Origin of the sequence: Pantoea sp. ICBG 828 (genome assembly GCF_002928355.1) — a bacterium.
In the GTDB taxonomy this organism is placed as follows: domain Bacteria; phylum Pseudomonadota; class Gammaproteobacteria; order Enterobacterales; family Enterobacteriaceae; genus Pantoea; species Pantoea dispersa.
On record NZ_POWN01000003.1, the window covers coordinates 172,798 to 187,780 of the forward strand.

Here is a 14,983-nt window from a genome sequence, read left to right on the forward strand (position 1 = left end):
AGTGAATTCCATCAAAAACCGCGTTCAGACAGCCTGCCAGAAAGCGATATTTTGACAAGACCGACGATGCCGAAGTGTGAGCAACAGGAGCGTTATCATGCGCAGTGCGCAACGTTTTGCCTTGATTGGCTGTGGATTTATTGGCCAGGTGCATGCCGCAAACCTGGCGCGCCATCCCGGCGTTGAGCTGGCGCTGGTGTGCGATATCGACGCCGCGCGCGCCGCCGCGCTGGCAGAGCAGTTTGGGGCGCGGGCCGCCAGCGTGCCGCAGGCGCTGAGCAGTAAGGCCATTGATGCGGTGCTGATTGCCAGTGCGACGCCGACCCACGCTCCGCTACTGGAGCAGGCGGTGCTGGCGGGCAAAGCGGTGTACTGTGAAAAACCGATCGATTTGTCGCTGTCGCGCGCCCGGGAAGTGGTAGCCAGCATTTCCCCGCTGCAGGTGCCGGTGACGGTAGGGTTCAATCGGCGTTTTGATCGCAGCCATGCACTACTGAAAGCCCAGCTGCAGCAGGGCGTGATTGGGCGCAGCGAGCTTATCCAGATGGTGTGCCGCGCCTCTGAACTGCCGCCGCTGAGCTATCTGCAGGCGTCCGGCGGACAGATGCGCGACCAGGCCATCCACTTTTTCGATCTGCTGCGCTGGCTAACTGAGGATGAAGTGGTCACCGTGGGCGCGCTCGGTGCCGCGCTGGCGATGCCGGCGATCCGCGACATTGACGTCGATACCTCAGTGCTGATTATGCGCCTGCAGCAGGGCGCGCTGGCGCAGCTCGATAATGCCCGTCGTACCGCTTACGGTTATGACGAGCGCATCAGCGTGATGGGCAGCCTGGGCATGCTGGCGTCGGAAAGCCAGGCGGTGCGCGGTGCAACGCTGTATCAGGGGCAGCACATCCGCCAGCCGGGGCTGTATGCGGACTGGTTCAGCCGGGTACAGGAGACCTATTACAGCCATCTCGATGCGTTTGTGCGCCATCTTGGCGGCGAGAAAGTGGCTGGTCTGCCGGGGCTGATTGACGGGCTGCGCGCGCAGGCCATCGCGGAAGCGGCGCAGCTGTCGCTGACGCGCGGCGAGTTTGTTGAGGTGGAGTGGGTGACGGTGTGATGGGGAATGGGCGATGGCGTTTGCCCTCACCCCAACCCTCTCCCGCAGGCGGGAGAGGGGGCTGATAGTGCGCCCATCTGTCATTGGCGGGAGAGGGAGCTGATTGTGCGCCTATCTGTCATTGGCGGAAAAAGGGGCTGAGGGCGGGCGATTTACAGATTCAGCAGCTCGCGCTCAATCAGCTCGCGGGTTTCCACCGCCTGATACTTCATCTTCTCCGGATAGCCAAACAGGGCGGCGGAGATAATCGACTCGCCGCCCACTTTATAGTGGCGGTTAGCGAAATCCATCTCGCGCAGCGCTTCGAACAGCGCGTCGAAATTCACCTCACCTTCGCCAACAGCCACGTGCTGGTGGATAGTGGCATCGACGCCCGGCGGGTTAACGATGTAGCGACAGTGTTTGGTGTGGTTCATGGTATCGGCAATCAGCATGTGCGACAGATCGTCGCCAGCGTAATGCAGCATACTCTTCACGTCGCCTTTGCCCTTGTCATAGTAGAACGTATGCGGTGCGCTGTAGATGTATTTGACGTTGTCGCTGCGGAACGACTTGACGATATCGGCCGTTTCATTGCTCTCTTCACAGAAATCCCACGGATGCGCCTGAATTTCCACGCGAATCCCTTCACGCTCGAAAATCGGCAGCAGCTCGTCCATTGAGCGATAGAACATCTCTTCGCAGATTTCGGGCTCGTTCGGGTTACCGGAGAGCTCGGTATTGATCACCTGCACGCCCATCTCCACGGCAATCTCAATCATTCGCTTCCAGTTTTTCACCGCCGCCTGGCGCCGCAGCTCATCCGGTCCCGACCAGCGATAGACGGTGATAAACGAGGAGATTTCCAGTCCGGTAGCGTTGAGCGCATTTTTGTACTCGCGCATGATCTCCCGGCTGGCTTTTGGGTGTTTATAGAACGGATTGATCTGCGGATGCGGCGACTGTTCAATGTATTTATAACCCCACTCCGCGACCTGATGCACCATACGCGTGATGCCGAGATCGCGGATAACATCCACATCAAAAGCGATTTTCATTGTTGTTCTCCTGCGCGTTACGTTACCCACCACCGCAATCGGCGGCTGGTGTCGCGTCAACTATAAAAACAGCCCGGCACCGGCTCTAATGCTTTGCTGATGCATTTCCATCAGTGCCGGCGACACGCTGCGGCGATCGTTTGCCAAATAATTATTCTATTTATGTGAAAAATGAAACGAATGATGGTGTTTGTGCGACAGCGATCAAAATAATGAGAGGATTTACTCATTTATTGAGAGATGACGAGCGGCTTATATGGCGTGAAAGCATAACCTCAGGCATTATTTTTGATAGTTTATTATCATTAAAGGGCTTAACGATGAGCAAAGTTACCATGAGCGCGATTGCCGCCGCTGCCGGGGTGGGGATCGCCACCGTGGATCGGGTGCTCAATCGCCGTGCGCCGGTGCGGGCGCAGACCGAACAGAAAGTACGGGCAGCGGCGCAACGGCTGGGTTACCGCAGCAGCCACGCCCCGTTCAGTGCACAGAGCGACGGCGTGACGCTGCGCATGGGGTTTATCCTGCTGTCGACTTCGTACTCTTTTTATCAAACGCTAACCGATGCGCTGCGCCAGCAGACGCAGCCATTTCATCCGGCCGGCAGCGAGCCGCTGTTTGTCTGGCACGAGATTGATGAGGTGGCAGCGGTGGTGGATTCGCTCTACCGGCTGGCTGAGCAGGTGGAGGCTATCGGCGTGGTGGCGCTGGATCATCCGCTGATCCGCCACGCGATAGCGCACGTTTCGCGTCAGGGCGTGCGCGTCTACGCGCTGTTTTCTGACTTTTCGCCCTGTGGGCATGCTGGCTATTTCGGCCTGGATAATCAGAAAGCCGGGCGCAGCGCGGGCTGGATCGCCAGCCATCTGCTGCATCAGCCGGGTCCGGCGGGCGTGCTGCTGGGGGATCACCGCTTTATCTGTCAGGAGAGCTGCGAGAGTGGTTTTCGCTCGTATCTGCGCGAGCAGGATAGTGCGCGCCGCGTGCTGGAACCGCTCAAAACCCACGAATCGATTGCCGGTGGTTATCAGGCGACTCGCCAGCTGCTGGAGCAACATGCCGATCTGGCGCTGATCTACGCGCCGTGTGGCGGTATAGAAGGGGTCGTTCAGGCGCTGCGTGAGCAGCCGCAGCGTAAGGTGGCGCTGATTTGTCACGGCCCGGTCAATGACGGCGACCTGGCGCTGATAGATGGCACCATCACGGTGATGCTACGCCATCAGATCGCTGACATGGCACGACAGCTGGCACAAACCGTACTGCAACGTCACGCTGAGCGCAGCGACCATTTTTCTCAGGTCACCCTGCCGTTTGAGATCGTCATGCGGGAAAATGTCTGAGGCGTTGCGCCGTCACCCTTTGTTATCGCTCACCGGGCGACAGCCGCGCCAGCGCGCATGACGACAGCATTTGATAAAATATTATCAAAAATTTGATAATTAAATTTATGATCGCTATCAAAGAATGAAAGTTCCATGATTGAGGTTGGTGAAATATCTATTTGATACTGATGCCAGCCCTCATCATAAGGAACCATCATGACCCTACACATTGCCAATGCGCCCTGCAGCTGGGGCGTAGACGATCCTGACAATCCTTTCCTGCCACCATGGCAAACGGTGCTGCGCGAGGCGGCCCAGGCCGGTTACCGCAGCATTGAACTCGGGCCGTGGCGCTATCTGCCGACCGATGCCGCCGAACTGCGCCAGCAGCTGGAAGCGCATCAGCTGTCGCTGGTGGCCGGCACCATTTTTGATGATTTGGTCAGCGAGGCGAATTTCCCGGCGATGGTTGAGCTGACGCACAACATCTGCCGCAACCTGTCGCAGGTGCCGTGCGCGGCACGCACGCACGGTGATAACCGACCCGCGCCCTATCTGGTGATTATCGATTTCGGCAACCCGCAGCGGGCGCAATTTGCTGGTCAGACAGAGAAAGCGCCACGCCTGGCACCTGCGGACTGGCAGCGCATGATGCAGCACATCACTCAGCTCAGTCACATCGCCTGGCACGACTACGGCGTGCGACCAGTGATTCATCCTCATGCCGGTGGCTGCATTGAGTTTGCTGATGAACTGGAACAGCTGGTGCAGGACATCCCGCATGAGGTCGCCGGACTGTGTCTCGATACCGGCCATCTTTTTTATTCCGGCATGGATCCGCAGACCTGGCTGCAACGCTACTGGTCGCGCATCGACTATCTGCATTTCAAAGACATCAATGCGGCCGTCTGGCGCGATGTGATTACGCGCGGCGTCGACTTTTTCACTGCCTGTGCCGAGGGCGTGATGTGCCCGCTTGGCCAGGGCGCGATTGATTACCCGGCGCTGCGGGCGTTTCTCGCTGAACGTCACTACCAGGGCTGGATCACCATTGAGCAGGAGCGCGATCCGCGCAACGCCGCCACCAGTCTGCAGGACGTCACGGCCAGCCTGCACTACCTGCATTCCATCGGATTCTGAGGAGAACAGCATGATTAACGGGAGCAAAGTACTGGATCGCGCGCTGCGCTGGGGCATGGTGGGCGGCGGCGGGACCAGCCAGATCGGTTACATCCACCGTTCCGCTGCTTTACGCGACGGCAATTTCACCTTAGTAGCGGGAGCGTTTGATATTGATGCGGAGCGCGGGCGGGCGTTTGGTCGCGCGCTGGGCGTGGCGGCGGAGCGCTGCTATAGCGATTACGAAACCCTGTTTAAAGCGGAAGCCGCGCGTGCTGATGGCATTGAAGCCGTCTCCATCGCCACGCCGAACAATACGCACTTTGCTATCTGCCGCGCTGCGCTCAGCGCCGGGCTGCACGTGGTGTGTGAAAAACCGCTGTGTTTCACCTCCGCTGAAGCTGAGGAACTGCAGCAACTGTGTAAAGCGCAGCAGAAAATCATCGGCGTGACCTACGGTTATGCCGGGCATCAGCTGATTCAGCAGGCGCGCACCATGATTGCTGACGGGCTGCTGGGTGAGATCCGCATTGTGAACATGCAGTTTGCTCACGGCTTTCATCACGAAGCGGTCGAATTACAGAATGCCAGCACCAAATGGCGCGTCGATCCGCGTTTTGTTGGCCCGAGCTATGTGCTGGGCGATCTGGCCACCCATCCGCTGTTTATCGCTGAAACCCTGTTGCCGCAGTTGCAAATAAAACGTCTGCTGTGCAGCCGCCAGAGCTTTGTAGCCTCGCGTGCGCCGCTGGAAGATAACGCCTTTGTGATGATGGAATATGACAACGGCGCGGTCGGTACGCTGTGGGCGTCAGCGGTGAACAGCGGATCGATGCACGGCCAGAAAATTCGCGTGGTGGGTGCCCGAGCCAGTCTGGAGTGGTGGGACGAACAGCCAAACCAGCTGCGCTATGAAGTGCAGGGCGAGCCGGTGCAGATTCTTGAGCGCGGCATGGGCTATCTGCATGCCAGCGCGCTGGCCGATGACCGTATTGGTGGCGGCCATCCCGAAGGATTATTTGAAGCCTGGTCGAATCTCTATCGCCGTTTTGCGCTGGCGATGGACGCCACCGACCGCGGCGATCACGCCTTCCTGCAGGACTTCTGGTATCCGGACGTGCACGCCGGGCTGATGGGGGTACGCTGGGTGGAACAGTGTGTCAAATCGGCGGATGCCGGTGCGGTGTGGGTTGAGTGCTAATTAGCTGACGAAATTTAACCGGAGTGCGAGGCAGCGGGGCGGCATCCGTGCTTTATTGGGAGCCGCTGCGCATGCCTTCTGCAGTCGCTGCGGCGATCTGATCGATGGCGCGCTGTGCCTGTTCGCACTGATGCAAAATAGTGAAGGCATGATGGTAAAGCATTTTCCCCGCTTCGGTAGGCGTTACGCCGCGTTTGGTGCGGATCAGTAACTGCTGATTCACTTCTCCTTCCAGCGTGGCAAGCTGCTGGCTTAGCGCCGGTTGCGCAATATGCAAACTTTCAGCGGCCTGCGTCAGGCTGCCCGCGTCGACGATTTTGATGAAATATTTAAGGCGACGAAGGTTCACGATTACTCCCTCTGGCGACACGATTCGGTGTATCAAAAACGTCCGGCACGATGAGATGCAGCAGACGCTGAGTTAAGGACAAACGCCACGACAGCAGGCAGGCACTGCGATTAACAGTTTTTTAACATCGACACGCGCAACGCGGCGTGACCGGTGGCGCAATTCGCTGGAAAGGTTTGGGCGCAATCGCAAAAGTGTGCGACGCGTCGCGCAAATGAGGGACTGGAAAGAGAGAAATAGCAGCGATACAGCTGCGAATTTTTAGCGCTAAGACCGGCAATGTAGCGAATCAATATGCCGACGCAGAAAAGCAAAAACCCAGCCATAAGGCTGGGTTTTCTGAATAGTGGTGCCCGGACGCGGAATCGAACCACGGACACGGGGATTTTCAATCCCCGTGTGTAAGTGTTAATTTTTTCCGCTTTGATTGTTGTGAAATTGCTTATCTCACCTGAATAAACTTCAGGTGTTATAAATGCATTTAAAATCAGATGATTACAAATCACTTGGTGCCAGACCGAAAGTGATTCCAGTTGTTTCAACTAAAGGTGGCGAGGGTAAATCAACCCAGGCCGCAAATCTCGGCGGTTTTCTCGCGGATGCGGGTATCAAAACCCTCATTATCGACGGAGATCACGCTCAGCCAACTGCCAGCAGTATCTATCCCTTAGCATATGAAGCGCCTTGCGGTCTCTATGAGCTGCTCATGCAGACTGCAGACCTCTCACGGCCAGAAAACATAATTTCCCGCACCGAGATCGATAATCTGGACGTCATTGTCTCCAATGATCCCCGCAACCTTTTACCTACTTACATGCTTAATGTTGCCGACGGACGCGTGCGCCTGCGGAATGCGCTGGCGAATCCAGTTTTCAGCCAGTATGACGTCATCCTGATAGATTCACAGGGTTCACGTTCGGTAATGTCGGAACTGATTATTCTTGCCGCTACCGGTGAAATGATCGGCATGGTGAAGCCCGTTCTGCCCGATGTCCGCGAATTCATGCGCGGCACAGTTGCTCTTATGGAAGAACTCCTTCCTTATCTGGCCTTTGGTATCAAACTCCCGCAGATACGCATGCTGGTTAACTGTATGGATTATACGGTGCTGGCGAAAACCACCGTTGAGCATGCTGAAGCCATCATTTCAGGCGGGGATTACAGTCAGCATTCGGACAAAATAGTTATCGAGATGCTTCAGACCAGAATCTATGACCTGGATATCTATAAACATGGTCATGCAGCAGGGCAGCCAGTTCACAGGCTCGAGAAGAAAACCAGCCGTAAAAGTGATTCGGCCTTTGATTCCATGCACAACCTTGCATGCGAACTTTTCCCCGAATGGAAAGAGAAGTTTGACGAGCTTGCTGCAGAAGGGGAACGTAAAGATGACCTCTAATCGCAGAAATATCCCCAGTCTATTTTCTCTTGATGCTGAACAGTCTGTCATCGGTGGCCTGATGCTGGATAACGATCGCTGGGATGAAGTGGCAATCCGCCTCAGCGCCAATGATTTCTTCCATAAGGTTCATAAAGCCATCTTTCAGGAAATGACGCGTCTGGTGGCGGCCAGTAAGCCCATAGACCTCGTGACGCTGGCTGAAAGTATTGAAAGCCGTGGTAAAGATGCCCTTGACCAGCTCGGTGGCTTTGCCTACCTGGCAGAGCTTGCTAAGAATACTCCCAGCGCGGCAAACATCGTTGCGTACTGTGACATAGTGGCAAAATACAGTCAGGGTCGTCAGTTAGCCGCAATTGGTACAGAAATCACTGAATCGGTAAAACAACCGGGTGCTGATATTGAAAGGGTAATGGAAATTGCCGAGCAGAAAATCACCCGACTTGCCGAGCGAACTGAACCTGAACAGGCAGTCACTCTCATTGATGGTATGGAAAAACTGCTGGTTGAGCTGGAGCGCCGATGCAATGTCCCTGACGGTATTACCGGTACGCCTACAGGTTTTGAAGACTTCGATGCCATGACCAGCGGTCTTCAGGCTGGCGACTTAGTGCTTATAGCGGCACGTCCATCAATGGGTAAAACGGCGTTGCTGATAAGTTTGCTGATTAATTCCTTAATGAAAAAAAAGGAGTCAAACGGGCAGTTTTACAGTCTTGAACAGCCAACAGAACAGATCCTGATGCGCATGGTTGCTTCACTGGGCAGCATAGACCTGACCCACCTCAAGAGTGGGTTGATGGATGATGAAGACTGGGCGCGCGTGTCAAACGCTTATGGGCTGTTAACAGGGGACCTCAAAGATCGCCTCATCATTGATGACACCGGTTCACTGACGCCCGCGATGCTTCGTATTCGCGCCAGACGCAACGCACGGCGCTATGGTCATCCATCGATTATCGGACTTGATTACCTGCAGCTGATGCGCTGCCCGGATCAGGAAAACCGCACGCAGGAAATTGCAGAAATATCGCGTTCTCTGAAAGCGCTGGCCAAAGAAATGGACTGCCCTGTTGTCGCGCTGTCACAACTGAACCGACAGCTTGAGAGCCGCGCAGATAAACGTCCGAATAATGGTGATCTTCGCGATTCCGGGGCTCTTGAACAGGACGCTGACGTCATCGTTTTTATCTACCGCGATGAGGTCTATCACGAAAACTCGGATGATAAAGGCGTCGCTGAAATCATCATCAGCAAACAACGCCAGGGGCCTACAGGCACAATTCGCCTGCAATATGAAGGTCGTTTCACCCGATTTTCTGACCTGACGGCCAGCGCAGGGAGGACAGCAGCATGAGTAACGTTCGTAACCTGAACATCGGTGCTGCCATGCTGCAACGGGGTAAATCGCCTTCGCAGATCACTGACCCAATGGATGCCGCTTCGTTGCCGGTCAGCGAAATGGCAATGGTACTGTCACTTGACCAGCTGCGCCCGAATCCAGACAACCCCCGTAAAGGCCGCAATCCGCGTTATGAAGAAATCAAAGCCTCCGTGCGTGCTCGCGGACTGGATTCCATTCCAAAAGTGACCCGCGATCCTCAGGGGGAAGACGTTTACATCTTCAGCGACGGCGGCAACACCCGATATCAGATTCTCTGTGAGTTATGGCAGGAAACCGGCGATGAACGTTTCTATCGCATACACACCATTTTTAAACCGTGGCCCGGGCGGCTGAAATGTCTTGTCGGACATTTGGCTGAAAACGACGTCAGGGGAGACCTGAGCTTCATTGACAAAGCATTTGGTATTCACAATGCGAGAATTATTCAGGAAGAGCAGCTGGGAAGGCCTGTTTCACTTCGTGAGTTGTCTGAACTCCTGAATGAGGAAGGCTATCCTGTTCACGCATCCAGTATCAGCCGGATGGAGGATACACTCAAATATCTTCATCCGCACATGCCTGACCTTCTGGAAAGAGGACTCAGTCGTGGGCAGGCCCTCCCCATCCTAAACCTCAGAATTCTGGCTGAGAAAGTATGGACTAAATATGACGTATCCGATGATTCGACAGATGAATTTGAGCGGGTATTTGGTGAAGCGTGCAAGAATTTTAATGATCCTGACAGCTTCTCCTTTGATCACCTGCGCGATGAATTAATAGGTCTTCTGGTTAAAGCTCTGCCCCATCCGAGCCTCAATTATGATCGTTGGCTGATTGAGCTTGACCCCCGTGAACAGAAGCGCCGTGAGCAGTTTGGTGAGCCGCCACCGCTGCCGGCAATGTCGCCACCACAGGAAAGAGCGGCAGGCCGGGAATCCCCGACGTCAATTGTCACTGTTCTGCCTCCGGATACAGACTCCGAAACCCCGGTCACGGGGCTGCGCAGCGGCACCCTGATCACACGCGGTCGTCCCGAGCCAGCTCCGGAACTGCCCGCAGGCGCTGAACTGCCTGTAAACGCACTGGTAACCGCCGGCAGTGAACCGCGTCGCGAAGTCCAGGATGACCTTTTTGGCGGCCGGCCGGTCATTACCGGTGAAACGGCTGGTACGGACAGCATTTCTCTTACTGATTTCAGTCAGGGCACACTGTTATCAGCAATTGGTGAGGAAAATGACCCTCTGCCGGCGTCAGTCAGCTCAGTCTCCTTCGCTGCTACCGGCCTTGAGCCCGTCAGCGATATCTGGCACATCCCGGCACTCCAGGATGATATCGAGCATCTGCAGGATATGGCCTACCGGCTTGTCTTCGAGATTGCTGAGGCGATGGGCTGTGCGGACAATGTGCGGGAGGATAAACACCCTCAGTCATCAGGCTTTGCCGTCTCCGAAACCGGCAGCGAATTTGTCCTCTTCCTGGCGGGTCTATCCGGCTCACTCCCAAACAAACAGTTCAATATGTTTATGTTCTGCCTGAATTTCTTCGGTACTCAGTCTCCGGCTGACGTGGCCGTATTCGACGATATTACGGTTGTGAAAACAATGCGTCTTATCCGCATTATCCGCCGTCTGCGTGAGCTGCAGCGACTTGCTGCAAAGGGAGGGGAAAATGTCTGATGATCTGAACGATGAAATGGCGCAAGCCAGTACGGCTCTGTTCACCCAGCGCGGCATAGATGCAATCCGGGCGCAGGTGCATTCTGTAAAACCGTCAAAAGCGTTCTGTGAATGCTGCGGAGCAGACATACCGGTCGCTCGCCAGCTGGCTGTGCCGGGCGTGGAATTCTGTGCTGGCTGTCAGGATGTCAAAGAGAAACAGGACCGTCACCGTGCTACCGGGAGCAGGGGGATGCGCTATGTCGGATAACGCAAAAGTCACAGCCCGTATCCGCCGCCTGATGGCGCTGGGCACGCGCAACAGTAACCCTCATGAAGCTGCCCGTGCGGTTGCACTGGCCCAGCGGCTTATGCAGCGTCATGGTATGACGCCAGACATGCTTTCTCTCAGTGGCATCTCCGAATCAGTTTGCCTGAGCCTGACCAGTAATGCAGATAAAGTGCCAGCCTGGCTGAGCTCTCTGGCAACAGTGGTCTGCATGGCCACAGGATGTCGCTGCTGGTTTGGCTGGCATGTTCATGTCAGTTCACAGGGAACCAGCAGCGTTCGCCGTTCACTTCACTTTTATGGTTTTAGCGAACGACCCGAGGTGGCGCTCTACATCTTTACCGTTCTGCAGCGCCAGCTGCGCGCCGCGTCTGAAACGCACATGGAACAGTATCGTACCCGTCGAATGCTGCTGCGTACGCGCCGTCGTCGTGCAGATCAGTTCAGGGAGGGCTGGGTATCCGGCGTCTGGCAGGTGCTGCGTTCATTTGCGCCCTCTGAGGAGGAAAATACCGTACTTCAGCGCTGGCTGACTAAGCGCCATGCCGGAGACGCACTGGCCGACGTGACTGTTCGTGAGGCGGGAAGCTGCCGCGGTGACAGCGCTGCCCGGATGGCCGGTTTTCTCGCCGGCCGGGATGCCGACCTTCATCATGGCCTCAGTGGTGAACAGGCTCCCCGGCAGATTTCAGCAGGGGGAGGTTCTCATGACTGATGTTTTTTTATGGTGTGCCTGCCTGTCGGGCTGGCTTTTTGATGTTCTGCTCGTCGCCGACCAGGCGATTTCAGGAGGTGGCCTGTGAGCCAGCATAACTTTTCTAATCTCTCTCAGGCTACCACGGCCATTCTTTCTGCACTGCTGATGGACATCAAAAACGGCAATATCCGCCGCTGCGAGTCGCTGGGTATGTCCGTTGAAGAGATCCGTGCGCTAAGTCACCTTAGTCTTGACGAACTGCACTACCTCAGCCAGTCACACGTTTCCGTGCTAGATGTCTCCCTCAATCATGAAAATTTCTGGCTAATGCTGAATCAGGCCCGGAACGAGCAGAAGCGGTTCATGATGATTGACCGTGCACTTGAACTCGGCGGCTCAATGGAGCTTATCGACCGGTACTTTGGCCTGTCCCCCTCAGAAGTGAGTGCACGCCGCCGTCTGATGGGCATCGAGTCCCGGCAGGGGCGAACTCAGGCCCTGACAGAGCCTCAGGACGCAGCGCTCTGGATCGAATGGAAAGCCTCAGGTCTGACATCTCCTGATTCCCATCAGGCGCTTGAGGCGATGATGCTCGCGGCGGAGCAGTTGGGTCTTTCCCTGACAGCAGTCTGGAGCCGCGTATGTCAGTGGTGCCGGGAGGCGGGTACCACTGCCCGCACTGCGCCAGCACAAATACGTAAGGAGGCGTGATGGAACTGGAAGATTTTTCTCCTCGTCAGCAGGTTTCCCCGGCGGTACGCCGCCGGGCGCAAAAGTTATTCCATGCACTTTGCTGCGGCCAGAAAGTGTTCCGCCGGCTGACCATGAACGGATATCTCAAGATAGATGTAGGACCGTTCTGGCGCATCCTGAGCAAGGACGGTGGCCGGCAGTGGTGGCTGATGGATCATGAGACATACAACCGTGAAATACGCCGGTAACGGATTGCCGCTGATGACCACACTGTGCCGGGTTTATCCCGGCACAGTGCTGTCTCAGGCAGAAGAGGAGAGCATAAAATGACCATTCCCGCCGACAGTATCGTGGCGCATACGCTTGGCAGAATGCAGCAGAATCTTGAGCGGCGCGCTGATAACGGCGATGTAAGCCAGGAACGCAGCGGGCTGCTGTTTATGGGAAACGTGCACGATGCGTTCCCGCGCAGGCTGTTTCTTGATACGCGCCTGTCACCGCTGGATAAAACCGCCTGGGTGATGATCAGGCTTTATGCGCAGCAGAATGAGGGAGCCATCTTTCCGACCTATGACGAGCTACAGGTTCAGCTGGCCTCCGCGCATTCCGAAAAATCCTCACGCGATACGGTGAGCCGCGTTCTGCTGATGCTGCGCCTGACCGGCTGGCTCAGTCTGTGTAAGCGGGTGCGTGATGACCGTGGCCGCGTGAGGGGCAATATCTACGCGCAGCATGATGAGCCGCTGGGTTACCGTGACGCCGAAACCTTTGACCCGGGCTGGCTGACGCTTCTTGAAGAGAGCTGCCAGAATCGTAATAAAGCGGTCCGGATGACCGCGCTGGCCGTGGTGAATGATATCCTGCAGGACCCCGGGATGCGTCATCGTCACAGTCGCCTGGCCCTTATCGAAAGTCGCCTGAGCGAGCCGTCCACGCCTCAGCAGATGGTCTGCAATCGCCAGGCTGTGACCCGCAGTCCGGATTCCGGACTCAGTCAGAAAAGCGCAAAAAATGAACCAGATCCACTGAGTCCGGAAAACGGACTCAGTAATTCATTAATGGATAAAACGCCGAGTCCGGAATCCGGACTCAGCCTTAAATCAATGACTTACACCGGAGTCCGAAATTCGGACTGTAACGTACGTTCTTTCACACAGAGTGTGAATAAAAAAACGTACGTACCGGGTGGAGAGCATTTTTTGCCTGAAGACTTTGTTAACGGGCTGAACAGTGAGGATCGGCAGATGCTCACCACCCAGATGGCCTCACTGCCGGAAGCGCTAGCGAAGGCGTTGGCTGACATGCTGCGCGAACAACTGCGACTTGGCAGGCTTAATAACCCGGTTGGCTGGTTGTTCACGATGCTGCGACGTGCCCGTTGCGGTGAGCTGAATTTGCAGGAACCCGCAGTACATGGCAGTTCCGGCAGCAATAATTCCAGTACAACCGTCCCGCGTGCTGTACCAGCAGCCAGTCTGCCTATAAAGCCTGCGAGCCGGCCTTCTAAGGAGGATGTCAGGGCGATGATTGAAAACATACGCCAGAGTGTTAGCAAATAATTAGACGGTTGAAGCTTCAGCTTACCTCCATCCGGTAAGACACTTGCAACTGACACAATCTACCCTGCGGTAATAAACGAGCAGTATTTCGGGATGCAACGGTGGCTAAAAAGCAAGCAGTGTTGCGGGGCGCAACAGCGGTTAAAAAACAAGCAGTGTTGCGGGGCGCAACAGCGGCTAAAAAGCAAGCAGTGTTGCGGGGCGCAACAGCGGCTAAAAAACAAGCAGTGTTGCGGGGCGCAACAGCGGTTAAAAAACAAGCAGCGTTGCGGGGCGCAACAGCGGCTAAAAAACAAGCAGCGTTGCGGGGCGCAACCAAATCAAAATCTAACCCGCCGTTAATTTCTTAACCGTAATTATGAGTTTCACATTGTTGGGAATACATCTGATTCAGGACTATGCCAGCTCTTCTTAACTGAATACAGGTGACGATAACGATGGCAGATAAACAGGTAACAAAGACAGGTTCTCTTCAGTCTGAAATGACAATTGCGCTCCATACCAATTATGCAATTGGTTTGTGGCTGGGGCGCAAACGGGAGAAGCCGGAGGGAGACGCGCCTGCGAAACACGGCATTATCGGAATGCCTCAGTTCTTCGCGCGCGCAACACAAATTAACCAGGATTCGCTGAGTAACAATCCCTGGGCTGATGAAGCTATGTACCGTCTGGAAGAAAAGCTGAAATCTGCATCTGAAACGATGTCCGGGCTTATCAGTAAGCTGGATGAAGATATGAGTGCGCTCCCACAGGGCGTAACATTGACGGAAGTTTCTTCAGCAGAGCCACTAGATATTCATGTTTATACGCGTACTCCGCTGGGATACCGGTGCGTGTTTCTGCTGGTAGGATTTGACCAATTTGCCAAAAAGGTGCTTCAGGCATCGCATTATGGACTGATCACGCGAAAAGACCGGGACAGTTATCTCAGTGAAGGAGGACGGCTGCTGCGTCAGATTTACGGGACGGTTTTATCTTACCGTAGGGTGGATGCAACACGCCTGGATGCAGCAGAAAACAATGCTGTCTGGCAGAAGGCCTGCCAGGATGCAGGTGAGCCCGATCGTGCCGTTCTGCTCGGCGAAAAGCGCTCAGCCTTTTCACCGCCGGTGAATGAAGCGAGCGTAAATTTGCTGCGCATGCGTTATCAGGCAGTCTGACTCACAGGGGG

General features: G+C 55.5%; 16 protein-coding genes and 1 pseudogene. 14 read left to right on the forward strand and 3 right to left on the reverse strand.

Going from position 1 to position 14,983, the window contains the following annotated elements:
* Positions 1-97 precede the first annotated feature (97 nt).
* Entirely contained in the window at positions 98-1,108 is a 1,011-nt protein-coding gene (locus C1Y43_RS08460; protein WP_104187887.1) for a Gfo/Idh/MocA family oxidoreductase, read from the forward strand.
* Between the two features lie 152 nt (positions 1,109-1,260).
* On the opposite strand, the gene C1Y43_RS08465 is transcribed toward C1Y43_RS08460, so the two are convergent.
* Positions 1,261-2,145 (reverse strand): sugar phosphate isomerase/epimerase family protein, encoded by an 885-nt coding sequence (locus C1Y43_RS08465; RefSeq protein ID WP_021507777.1) that lies wholly within the window; start codon positions 2,143-2,145, stop codon positions 1,261-1,263.
* A 320-nt stretch (positions 2,146-2,465) separates the two neighbouring features.
* Here C1Y43_RS08465 and C1Y43_RS08470 point away from each other — a divergent pair, with 320 nt between their 5' ends.
* On the forward strand, positions 2,466-3,485 hold the full coding sequence (locus C1Y43_RS08470; protein ID WP_104187888.1) for a LacI family DNA-binding transcriptional regulator: 1,020 nt from the start codon (positions 2,466-2,468) through the stop codon (positions 3,483-3,485).
* 29 nt (positions 3,486-3,514) lie between these two features.
* Here the strand turns inward: C1Y43_RS08470 and C1Y43_RS23795 are convergent, their stop codons facing one another.
* Positions 3,515-3,685 (reverse strand): hypothetical protein, encoded by a 171-nt coding sequence (locus tag C1Y43_RS23795; RefSeq protein WP_158252661.1) that lies wholly within the window; start codon positions 3,683-3,685, stop codon positions 3,515-3,517.
* Here C1Y43_RS23795 and C1Y43_RS08475 point away from each other — a divergent pair.
* On the forward strand, positions 3,684-4,607 hold the full coding sequence (locus C1Y43_RS08475; RefSeq protein WP_058759607.1) for a TIM barrel protein: 924 nt from the start codon (positions 3,684-3,686) through the stop codon (positions 4,605-4,607). The genes C1Y43_RS23795 and C1Y43_RS08475 overlap by 2 nt on opposite strands.
* Positions 4,608-4,617: 10 nt before the next feature.
* Entirely contained in the window at positions 4,618-5,787 is a 1,170-nt protein-coding gene (locus tag C1Y43_RS08480) for a Gfo/Idh/MocA family protein (protein WP_104187890.1), read from the forward strand.
* 94 nt (positions 5,788-5,881) lie between these two features.
* Here C1Y43_RS08480 and C1Y43_RS08485 read toward each other — a convergent pair.
* Positions 5,882-6,136 (reverse strand): annotated as a pseudogene (locus tag C1Y43_RS08485) (LysR family transcriptional regulator); the annotation flags it as partial.
* Between the two features lie 475 nt (positions 6,137-6,611).
* On the opposite strand from C1Y43_RS08485, the gene C1Y43_RS08490 reads away from it, so the two are divergent.
* From C1Y43_RS08490 to C1Y43_RS08530, 10 genes are all read left to right on the forward strand, one after another.
* A complete protein-coding gene (locus C1Y43_RS08490) occupies positions 6,612-7,535 on the forward strand; it encodes a ParA family protein (protein ID WP_104187892.1) in 924 nt (307 codons plus the stop codon).
* Positions 7,525-8,892, forward strand: a complete 1,368-nt coding sequence (gene dnaB-PI / locus C1Y43_RS08495) for an SPI-7-type island replicative DNA helicase (RefSeq protein ID WP_104187894.1) — start codon at positions 7,525-7,527, stop codon at positions 8,890-8,892. The genes C1Y43_RS08490 and dnaB-PI overlap by 11 nt, the downstream gene beginning before the upstream one ends.
* Complete coding sequence (locus tag C1Y43_RS08500; protein WP_104187895.1) at positions 8,889-10,595, forward strand: ParB family protein; 1,707 nt, start codon at positions 8,889-8,891, stop codon at positions 10,593-10,595. Before dnaB-PI ends, C1Y43_RS08500 begins: the two co-directional genes overlap by 4 nt.
* Positions 10,588-10,845: a TraR/DksA C4-type zinc finger protein gene (locus C1Y43_RS08505; protein WP_104187897.1), complete on the forward strand. Its 258-nt coding sequence runs from the start codon at positions 10,588-10,590 to the stop codon at positions 10,843-10,845. The genes C1Y43_RS08500 and C1Y43_RS08505 overlap by 8 nt, the downstream gene beginning before the upstream one ends.
* Positions 10,835-11,578, forward strand: coding sequence for a DUF2786 domain-containing protein (locus tag C1Y43_RS08510; RefSeq protein WP_104187898.1), 744 nt, complete (start codon positions 10,835-10,837; stop codon positions 11,576-11,578). The genes C1Y43_RS08505 and C1Y43_RS08510 overlap by 11 nt, the downstream gene beginning before the upstream one ends.
* An 84-nt stretch (positions 11,579-11,662) precedes the next feature.
* Positions 11,663-12,271: a DUF2857 domain-containing protein gene (locus C1Y43_RS08515; RefSeq protein ID WP_104187900.1), complete on the forward strand. Its 609-nt coding sequence runs from the start codon at positions 11,663-11,665 to the stop codon at positions 12,269-12,271.
* Positions 12,271-12,501, forward strand: coding sequence for a hypothetical protein (locus tag C1Y43_RS08520; RefSeq protein WP_059012802.1), 231 nt, complete (start codon positions 12,271-12,273; stop codon positions 12,499-12,501). Before C1Y43_RS08515 ends, C1Y43_RS08520 begins: the two co-directional genes overlap by 1 nt.
* Before the next feature lie 78 nt (positions 12,502-12,579).
* Positions 12,580-13,812: an STY4528 family pathogenicity island replication protein gene (locus C1Y43_RS08525; protein ID WP_104187902.1), complete on the forward strand. Its 1,233-nt coding sequence runs from the start codon at positions 12,580-12,582 to the stop codon at positions 13,810-13,812.
* 101 nt (positions 13,813-13,913) lie between these two features.
* On the forward strand, positions 13,914-14,162 hold the full coding sequence (locus C1Y43_RS23605) for a hypothetical protein (protein ID WP_146068650.1): 249 nt from the start codon (positions 13,914-13,916) through the stop codon (positions 14,160-14,162).
* An 87-nt stretch (positions 14,163-14,249) separates the two neighbouring features.
* Complete coding sequence (locus tag C1Y43_RS08530) at positions 14,250-14,972, forward strand: PFL_4669 family integrating conjugative element protein (RefSeq protein ID WP_104187904.1); 723 nt, start codon at positions 14,250-14,252, stop codon at positions 14,970-14,972.
* The last annotated feature ends 11 nt before the right edge of the window (positions 14,973-14,983 follow it).

Bases quoted from the DNA above. Each gene is read 5' to 3' on its own strand.
- C1Y43_RS08460 (WP_104187887.1), top strand. From the start codon at position 98: ATGCGCAGTGCGCAACGTTTTGCCTTGATTGGCTGTGGATTTATTGGC.
- C1Y43_RS08465 (WP_021507777.1), bottom strand. From the start codon at position 2,145: ATGAAAATCGCTTTTGATGTGGATGTTATCCGCGATCTCGGCATCACG.
- C1Y43_RS08470 (WP_104187888.1), top strand. From the start codon at position 2,466: ATGAGCAAAGTTACCATGAGCGCGATTGCCGCCGCTGCCGGGGTGGGG.
- C1Y43_RS08475 (WP_058759607.1), top strand. From the start codon at position 3,684: ATGACCCTACACATTGCCAATGCGCCCTGCAGCTGGGGCGTAGACGAT.
- C1Y43_RS23795 (WP_158252661.1), bottom strand. From the start codon at position 3,685: ATGATGGTTCCTTATGATGAGGGCTGGCATCAGTATCAAATAGATATT.
- C1Y43_RS08480 (WP_104187890.1), top strand. From the start codon at position 4,618: ATGATTAACGGGAGCAAAGTACTGGATCGCGCGCTGCGCTGGGGCATG.
- C1Y43_RS08490 (WP_104187892.1), top strand. From the start codon at position 6,612: ATGCATTTAAAATCAGATGATTACAAATCACTTGGTGCCAGACCGAAA.
- dnaB-PI (WP_104187894.1), top strand. From the start codon at position 7,525: ATGACCTCTAATCGCAGAAATATCCCCAGTCTATTTTCTCTTGATGCT.
- C1Y43_RS08500 (WP_104187895.1), top strand. From the start codon at position 8,889: ATGAGTAACGTTCGTAACCTGAACATCGGTGCTGCCATGCTGCAACGG.
- C1Y43_RS08505 (WP_104187897.1), top strand. From the start codon at position 10,588: ATGTCTGATGATCTGAACGATGAAATGGCGCAAGCCAGTACGGCTCTG.
- C1Y43_RS08510 (WP_104187898.1), top strand. From the start codon at position 10,835: ATGTCGGATAACGCAAAAGTCACAGCCCGTATCCGCCGCCTGATGGCG.
- C1Y43_RS08520 (WP_059012802.1), top strand. From the start codon at position 12,271: ATGGAACTGGAAGATTTTTCTCCTCGTCAGCAGGTTTCCCCGGCGGTA.
- C1Y43_RS08525 (WP_104187902.1), top strand. From the start codon at position 12,580: ATGACCATTCCCGCCGACAGTATCGTGGCGCATACGCTTGGCAGAATG.
- C1Y43_RS08530 (WP_104187904.1), top strand. From the start codon at position 14,250: ATGGCAGATAAACAGGTAACAAAGACAGGTTCTCTTCAGTCTGAAATG.